The sequence below is a fragment of the Kitasatospora sp. NPDC051984 genome (assembly GCF_044593455.1).
Classification (GTDB): Bacteria; Actinomycetota; Actinomycetes; order Streptomycetales; family Streptomycetaceae; genus Kitasatospora.
In genome coordinates this window covers 36,285-42,713 of the sequence record NZ_JBIUCB010000039.1, presented here as the reverse complement: position 1 = coordinate 42,713, position 6,429 = coordinate 36,285, and the positions used below count along the sequence as shown (strand labels likewise).

Here is a 6,429-nt window from a genome sequence, read left to right as displayed (position 1 = left end):
CTTGAGGACGCCGCCGATCAGGTACTCGGCGAGCGTGGCGCCGTCGAGCTGTTCGCACAGGTCCCGGACCGGTTCGACCAGGGCCGGGCCGACGAGGGCCGGGGCGGCCACCCGGTCGAGGAGCCAGGCCCGGGCCGGGGCCAGGTCGAGGGTCTCGGCGAGCAGATCGGAGTAGTGGTGCACGCGCACGCCGTGGTCGCGCAGCACCTGCGCGAAGGCGTCGTGCTCCTCCCGGGCGCGCTTGGCCCACAGGATGTCGTCGAACAGCAGCTCGTCGACGTTGCCCGGGGTCAGCCGGGCCAGCTCCAGGCCCGGTCGGTGCAGGACCACCTGGCGCAGGCGGCCGGCCTCGGAATCGACACGAAGGGTGGACATCGGTGGCGCTCCTCTCAAGGGAGTTCAGTACTGCAGGGGTTGTCGGTGCCGGTGACGCGCGGTCAGGGCGCGGCGCAGGACGGTGGGCAGACCGGGCGGCCGGGCGGTGAGGGCCGCCTACGGCAGCAACGGCGCCTCGACAGGCCCGGTCTTGGCGGCCGGGCCGGGCACGGCGGCGGGGTCGGCCTCGGCGGCGGTGCCGTGGGTCGGGTGCGGGCGCTTCACCCAGATGTAGGCGGGGATGCCGAGCAGGATGGTGAACAGGCCGTAGTAGACGGTCTGGTAGCCGCTGCCCTGGATCGACCAGTAGGAGAAGGCGAGGGCGAGCACCGTGATGGTGATGTCCTTGATCAGCCGCCGCCGGTCGAGCTGCTTGCGGTCGTGCTGCACCAGCCAGTAGAGCTGGGCGGCCGCCGAGATCAGGTACGGGATCACCGCGGTCAGCACGCTCAGCAGCACGATCTCGGTGAACACCTTGGTGAAGCGGGTGTAGCTGACCACGGTCAGTAGCGAGGCGAGCACGGTAGCCGAGATGATGCCGAAGGCCGGCACCTCGCCGCGCCCCTTGGTGCCGGCGAACACGGGCGGGAAGAGGCCGTCGCGGGCCGCCGCCATCGGCATCTCCGCGCAGATCATCGTCCAGCCGTTGAGCGCGCCGACCCCGGAGATGATCGCCGCGGCGGCGACCAGGTTGCCGGCCCAGTGGCCGCCCGCGATGTTGTTCATGGCGTCGGTGAACGGCGCGCTGGAGGAGGCGAGTTGGTCGTGCGGCACGGTGCCGAAGACGGCCAGGGTGCCGAGCAGGTAGATCGCGGCGCAGGCCAGCGTGCCGTATATCGTCGCCCTCGGCACGTTGCGCCGCGGGTCGCGCACCCGCCCGGCCGCCACCGAGGCGGTCTCCAGGCCGATGTAGCTGAACAGCGCGATCGCCCCGGCCGCCGAGATCGCGCCCAGCGCCGAGCCGCCACTGGCGTTGAAGGCCCCGAAGTTGCCGGACTTCACGAACAGCAGCCCGGCGGTGGCCATGAACGCCAGCGGCAGGAACTTCAGCACCGTGGTGACCACCTGGAAGGCACCGATGTTGCGCACCCCGGTCAGGTTCACGATCGCCGGCACCCACAGGCCGATCAGCGCGATGGCGACCGACGTCCAGGTGTGGTGGCCCTTGTTGACGAACACCTCGACGTAGCCGACCCAGGCGACTGCGATCGCCGCATTGCCGGCCCAGGCGGTGATCCAGTAGGACCAGGCGGTGAGGAAGCCGGCGAACTCGCCGAACGCCTCCCGGGCGTAGACATACGGACCGCCACTGCCCGGCACCCGCTCGGTCAGCCGCCCGAAGGTGACGGCCAGCGCCAGCGCCCCGATGGTCACCAGCACGAACGCGACCAGCGCGATCGGCCCGTAGGGCGCGAGCGCGGACGGCAGCGCGAACACCCCGGTACCGATGATGCTGCCGACCACCAGCGCGGTCGCCGCAGGCAGCCCGAAGGTCTTGTTCCCCTGCGCGGGTGGCTCGGCTGCTGGTCTTGCACGGTCGGGCGCGGACATGATCTGACTCCTTGGGCGATGGGCTGGGAGGACGGGACGGGACGCGGTGAGGGTTTGCCGTCCGCCGATAAAGATCTTCGATCGGCGAGGCGAAGCGACCCAGGGACCTACGGGCCCTGATCGTGCCGCCACCGGTCCCAGCCGCAACGGCCTGAGGGCCCCGGTTCCCGACCGGCAGCTGCTGTGACAGCTCTCGAACTGAAGGGCCGCCACCTGCACGTCGTCTCCCAATACGCGCTGGGGGCCGCCGATTCCGACAGCCGGGCAGTACCTCTCTCGGCCGCTGCCGCGGTGTGCAACGTCCCGCAGCCGCCATCCAGCTGGGACGGAACCCGTCGTTCGACGGCTGCCCCGTCCCGAGGCCCCAACCTGGTCGCCGGCGTCCGCCTTGGCGGACAGCCCCGGGCCGCCTGCGGCAATCGGCAGGCGTCACCGCGTGGTGACTCACATCCCGGCTACGTCACCCCGAGGCAGGTGGGGCAGTCCCGTCATCTCAGACGATCTTCAGCTATGACAGGCCATCGGGGTAGATTGTTCTGTCCGCTGCGGGAGCGGGCACGGCACATGGAGATGACATGGCGGACAACGTGGCAGGTCAGGCGAATGCCCCGGTGAAGGTGTTCCTGTTGGATGACCACGAGGTGGTCCGCCGCGGCGTCCACGACCTGCTGGACGCCGAGCCCGATCTGACCGTGGTCGGCGAGGCCGGCACCGTCGCGCAGGCGCTGGCCCGGGTGCCGGCGCTCCGCCCCGATGTGGCGATCCTCGACATGCGGTTGCCGGACGGCAACGGGGTGACGGTCTGCCGGGAGCTGCGTTCCCAGATGCCTGAGCTGGCCTGCCTGATCCTGACGTCGTTCGATGACGAGGAGGGCCTGCTCGACTCGATCCTGGCCGGCGCCTCGGGCTATGTTCTGAAGCAGGTCAGCGGCACCGACCTGGTCTCCGCCGTGCGCACCGTTGCCTCCGGGCAGTCCATGCTGGACCCGGGCGCCGCCACCCGGCTGATGGCCCGGCTGCGCGCCGACGCCGCCCCCGAGCCGTCCAACGTGCCCCAGCTCACCGACCGCGAACGGGAGATCCTCGCGCTGATCGGCGAGGGCCTGACCAACCGGCAGATCGGCCAGCGCCTCTACCTCGCCGAGAAGACCGTGAAGAACCACATCTCCCGGCTCCTGGCCAAGCTCGGCGTCGAGCGGCGCGTCCAGGCCGCCATCATTGCCACCCAGACCCTCGCCGGCCCCGGCCACCACCACAATGCGGGCCGCCCGGCCTAGGGTCTGTCCGTCTGTCCAGCCGATCTTGCCGGGCGCCCGACGCCGGATCATCCCGCCTGGAAGCACCGGCAAACCGCCCAAGTACACCCAGTACGAGGACGGTTCGCCGGCACTCCCAGCCGGGCCACGCCCGTGCAACGGCTGGCGGCGCGAGCTGGGCGACCGGCACATCGTCAGCGAGTGCCGGTCGCGTCAGGGACTTCCGGTCAGCTGTGACTGCCGCTGAGGGGGACGATCCATTCGAGAACGGTGCCGGCCGGCTGGTTCGCGACGAGGGTGAAGGTGCCGCCCAGTTCCTCGGCACGCGAGCGCAGGTTGGCCAGTCCGCTGCGGCGCGTGACGGCCGGGTCGATGCCCCGGCCGTTGTCGCTCACTCGCAGGCACAGATCCGCGGCGGTGACTTCCACACTGACGTCGACGGCGGTGGCGTGGGCGTGCCGAGCCGCATTGGAAAGGGCCTCGCCCAGCACGGCCAGCAGTTGGTCGGCGAACTCGGTGGACACGTCGGTGTCCAGGAGGCCGGTCATCCGCAGCGCCGGGGCGAAGCCGAGCGCCTCGGTGGCCCGCTCGATAGTTGCCACCAGTCGCGAGCGCAGACCCTTGCCGTCCCTGTCCTGCTTCTGCTCGCGCAGGGCATAGATCATGGAGCGGATGACCCGGATGGTGTCGTCCAGGTCGTCTCTGACCCGCCGGACCCGCTTGTGCACCTGCGGCCGGTCGGCAAGCAGGCCCAGGGTGGACTCCAGTGTCAAGGCGCCGCCGAACAGCCGCTGGATGACGAGGTCGTGCATGTCGCGGGCAATACGGTCGCGATCCCCCTGTACCTCGCGTTCGGCACGGGCGGCGGCCAGCTCGGCCTGGGCGGCGAGCTGCGCGGTGATGTCCCGTGCCACGGTGGAGAAGCCGATCAGCGTGCCGTCGGCGCCGGACATCGCCGAGACGGTGACGGCCACGTCGACCTCGGTGCCGTCCGATCGGCGCCACCGGGTCTCGTGCGGCTCTGCACGTCCACCGGCGCGGATCTCCGCCACCGCGGCGTGGAGAGCGTCCATCGCCCCACCGGGCAGGAGTACGTCGGCCGGCTGCCCGACGATCTGCTGCTCGGTATGGCCGAACAGGCGTTGAGCGCCCGGGTTCCAGGTCTGGACGAGGTGGGTGGGCGCAGGATCGACGCAGATCATGGCGTCGTTCGAAGACGTCACGATGGCCGCGAGCCGGGACGCCGCGCGCTGGGCCGCCTCGAGTTCGGTGTGCAGCGCGATCAGGCCCCGGTTGGTGTCGTCGAGCTCCTGGCGCAGGTCGGCGATCAGCTCCGCGCTGTCGGCGGGCTGGGTGTCGCGGAGCTCTCCGATGGCCAACTGTCCTCCGTCGTCTGTCATATGCCGGGCATCATCATCATGGCATGCCGCTGCGATCGCGGATCACGAGCACGGTGGCGTCGTCGGAGGGCCGTGCGTGGTCGCGGTGCACGACGGCGGCGATGATCGCCGGGTGGTGCTCCAGCAGGCGGGGGTGGTCTTCCAGGTTCCAGCCGGAGCGGATCCCGTCGGACGTCAGCACCAGGGTCGAGCCGGGTTCCCAGCGGCAGTGCTGGAGGTGTGTGCGCGGAACGGGGAGATGGGTACCGAGGGTGCCCGGGCGGTCCAGTAGATGGACCGAGCGGTGACCGTTGGTGATGATCCGTCCGGTGATGTTGCCGACCGCCGCATAGCTGAGCTCGCCGTTCTCAGGGTCGATGACGCACGCGCCCAGGACACCGCCCCGGGTGGCGCGCATCGCCTGATGGGCTCGCCGGATGAAGTCGTCGAGGGCGGTGACCGGGCCGTGCTCGAACGTGGTGATCGCGGCGCTGGCCGCCAAGGCGGCACCGGCGCCGTGGCCGAGGCCGTCGACGACCAGGGCGGTCAGCCGCTCGCCAGGCATGACCGACCACGCGTCTCCGGACTCGCCGTCACCGCCCAGCGGGACATTGACTCCGCCGAAACACCAACGCCCTGCCGTGCCTGGGGGGTTGGCGCCCAGCCGGGCGTAGACGACGGTGCCTCCCCGGGTGGAGTACCAGTCGAACTCGACGGAGTTGCGCCGCACGACGCCCAACCCGGCATTCAGACCGCCACGACGGTTCGAGGACGGCACCAGGTCCACCGGGGGAGTGAGGGACGCCGCTGTCATTCCCGGGCCGCGGTCGACAGAGATGAGCTCGATCCCGTCTGCGGTCCTGCGGGCCAGCACGTATCCCCCGGGGTGGGCGTGCCGCACGAGGTTGGTGCCGAGCTCGGTTGCCACCAGCTCGGCCACGCCCGCAGGAAGGCCGTGCTGGCCGACTGCCATCCGGGCGACCGCCCGGCGCAGGGCACCCACGTCCTCCTCTGCCTCGATCGCATGGAGGCGGTGTTCGTTCTCGCTCATTGCCGCACCCCTGTTACCGCTGCCACTTCACGATCACCACGGTCGTGCCCGAGTCGGCGCCCGATGTGAGGGTCAGGTCGTCCACCAGCCGTCGCGACCCCGGCAGGCCCAGGCCCAGGCTGCCCTTGGTGCTGAAGCCGTCGGTCATCGCCGCCTCGATGTCGGCGATGCCCGGACCGTCGTCGGCGAAGGTGACTCGCACCCCCCGGCGCCCCTGCTCGTACACCTGCTCGGCACGGATCCGGCCGCGGCCCCCGGTGGCGTAGTTGAGGATGTTACGAGCCAGCTCGCTTCCGGCCGTGATCAGTTTGGTCGCGTCGACCAGGCCCAGACCCACCGCCTCGGCCTCGGCACGCAGGACCTTGCGGACCCGGATCAGATCGGCCTCATGGGCGATCGCGAAGACGGCCGGCTCCGCGTCCGTTGTGGTATTCCAGGTCACAGCCGGACCGCGCCGTTCTCGCCGCGGCGCAGCCGCTGCAGCAATGCCAGGCCCTGCTCGGCGTTGAGCGCCGTGTCCAGATGGCCCATCGGGACACCCAGTTCCACCAGTGTGATGGCCACCGCGGGCTGAATTCCCACGATCGCGGCTTGGGCTCCCAGCAGCCGGATCATCGCCACGATTCGTGCCAGCACCCGTGCGATGAACGAATCGACCATGGTCAGCCGGCTCACATCGATCAACATCCCGGATGCACCGGTGCGCGCGACCTCCCGGGTGAGCTGCTCCTCGATCTGGACCACGGTCGTGTCGTCCAGGTCGCCCTGCAACGCCACCAGCAGCGTGTCACCGATCCGCATCACCGGTACGACGTCG

General features: G+C 70.6%; 7 protein-coding genes. 1 reads left to right on the top strand and 6 read right to left on the bottom strand.

Translation table 11 applies throughout. From position 1 onward, the window contains the following. Window positions 1-375, bottom strand: a 375-nt coding sequence (locus tag ACIHEI_RS35685) for an arginine deiminase family protein (protein WP_396609702.1), incomplete at its 3' end; no start/stop codon positions are given. 117 nt (window positions 376-492) lie between these two features. Continuing rightward, on the bottom strand, window positions 493-1,839 hold the full coding sequence (locus ACIHEI_RS35680) for an APC family permease (protein WP_396609705.1): 1,347 nt from the start codon (window positions 1,837-1,839) through the stop codon (window positions 493-495). Between the two features lie 662 nt (window positions 1,840-2,501). Between ACIHEI_RS35680 and ACIHEI_RS35675 the strand changes: the two genes are divergently transcribed. Continuing rightward, window positions 2,502-3,203, top strand: coding sequence for a response regulator (locus tag ACIHEI_RS35675; RefSeq protein ID WP_396609701.1), 702 nt, complete (start codon window positions 2,502-2,504; stop codon window positions 3,201-3,203). Between the two features lie 206 nt (window positions 3,204-3,409). Here the strand turns inward: ACIHEI_RS35675 and ACIHEI_RS35670 are convergent, their stop codons facing one another. Genes ACIHEI_RS35670 through ACIHEI_RS35655 form a run of 4 tightly spaced genes read right to left on the bottom strand, consistent with a single transcriptional unit; the run spans window position 3,410 to window position 6,413 of the window. Beyond that, the gene (locus ACIHEI_RS35670) at window positions 3,410-4,561 is read right to left on the bottom strand and encodes a PAS domain S-box protein (protein ID WP_396609700.1); all 1,152 of its coding nucleotides are present in this window, start codon (window positions 4,559-4,561) and stop codon (window positions 3,410-3,412) included. Between the two features lie 37 nt (window positions 4,562-4,598). Continuing rightward, the gene (locus tag ACIHEI_RS35665; RefSeq protein ID WP_396609699.1) at window positions 4,599-5,612 is read right to left on the bottom strand and encodes a SpoIIE family protein phosphatase; all 1,014 of its coding nucleotides are present in this window, start codon (window positions 5,610-5,612) and stop codon (window positions 4,599-4,601) included. 13 nt (window positions 5,613-5,625) lie between these two features. Continuing rightward, window positions 5,626-6,054 (bottom strand): anti-sigma regulatory factor, encoded by a 429-nt coding sequence (locus ACIHEI_RS35660; protein WP_380482924.1) that lies wholly within the window; start codon window positions 6,052-6,054, stop codon window positions 5,626-5,628. Next, entirely contained in the window at window positions 6,051-6,413 is a 363-nt protein-coding gene (locus ACIHEI_RS35655; RefSeq protein WP_396609704.1) for an STAS domain-containing protein, read from the bottom strand. The genes ACIHEI_RS35660 and ACIHEI_RS35655 overlap by 4 nt, the downstream gene beginning before the upstream one ends. Window positions 6,414-6,429 lie beyond the last annotated feature (16 nt).